Consider the following 518-nt stretch of genomic DNA (forward strand, 5'->3'; position numbering starts at 1 on the left):
AGCTGCGCGAGGCCGCGCGGAAGCGGCAGGGCGCGGAAGGCAAGGCCGGCGCCCGCAAGGACCAGGCGCAGCGCGGCCGGCCGGTCGGCACGCAGGCCGGGCAGCTTCGCGCCGGCGCGCGCCTCGCGCTGGTGGAGACGCTGCGCAACGCCGCACCTTGGCAGCAGCTGCGCCGCCGCGAACGCCCGCACGGCCCACCCATCCAGGTGCGGCGCGAGGACATCCGCCTGCGCCGCTTCCGTCACAAGGCCGGCACGACGGCGATCTTCGTCGTGGACGCCTCCGGCTCCGCCGCGTTGCACCGGCTGGCGGAGGCGAAGGGCGCGGTGGAGATGCTGCTGGCCGATTGCTACGTGCGGCGCGACCAGGTCGCGGTGGTCGCCTTCCGCGGCAAGGGCGCGGAGGTGCTGCTGCCGCCCACGCCTTCGCTGGTGCGCGCCAAGCGCAGCCTGGCGGGTTTGCCGGGTGGCGGCCCGACGCCGCTCGCCGCCGGCCTCGACGCCGCCATCGCGATCGCC

Annotated in this window: 1 protein-coding gene; it reads left to right on the top strand. The window is 77.2% G+C overall.

Annotated elements, in window-relative coordinates; genetic code table 11:
• Positions 1 to 518 (top strand): VWA domain-containing protein (locus L2I40_RS24385; RefSeq protein WP_237217902.1); only part of this gene is annotated, 518 nt, incomplete at both ends.

Source organism: Falsiroseomonas oryziterrae, from assembly GCF_021864505.1.
In the GTDB taxonomy this organism is placed as follows: Bacteria; Pseudomonadota; Alphaproteobacteria; order Acetobacterales; family Acetobacteraceae; genus Falsiroseomonas; species Falsiroseomonas oryziterrae.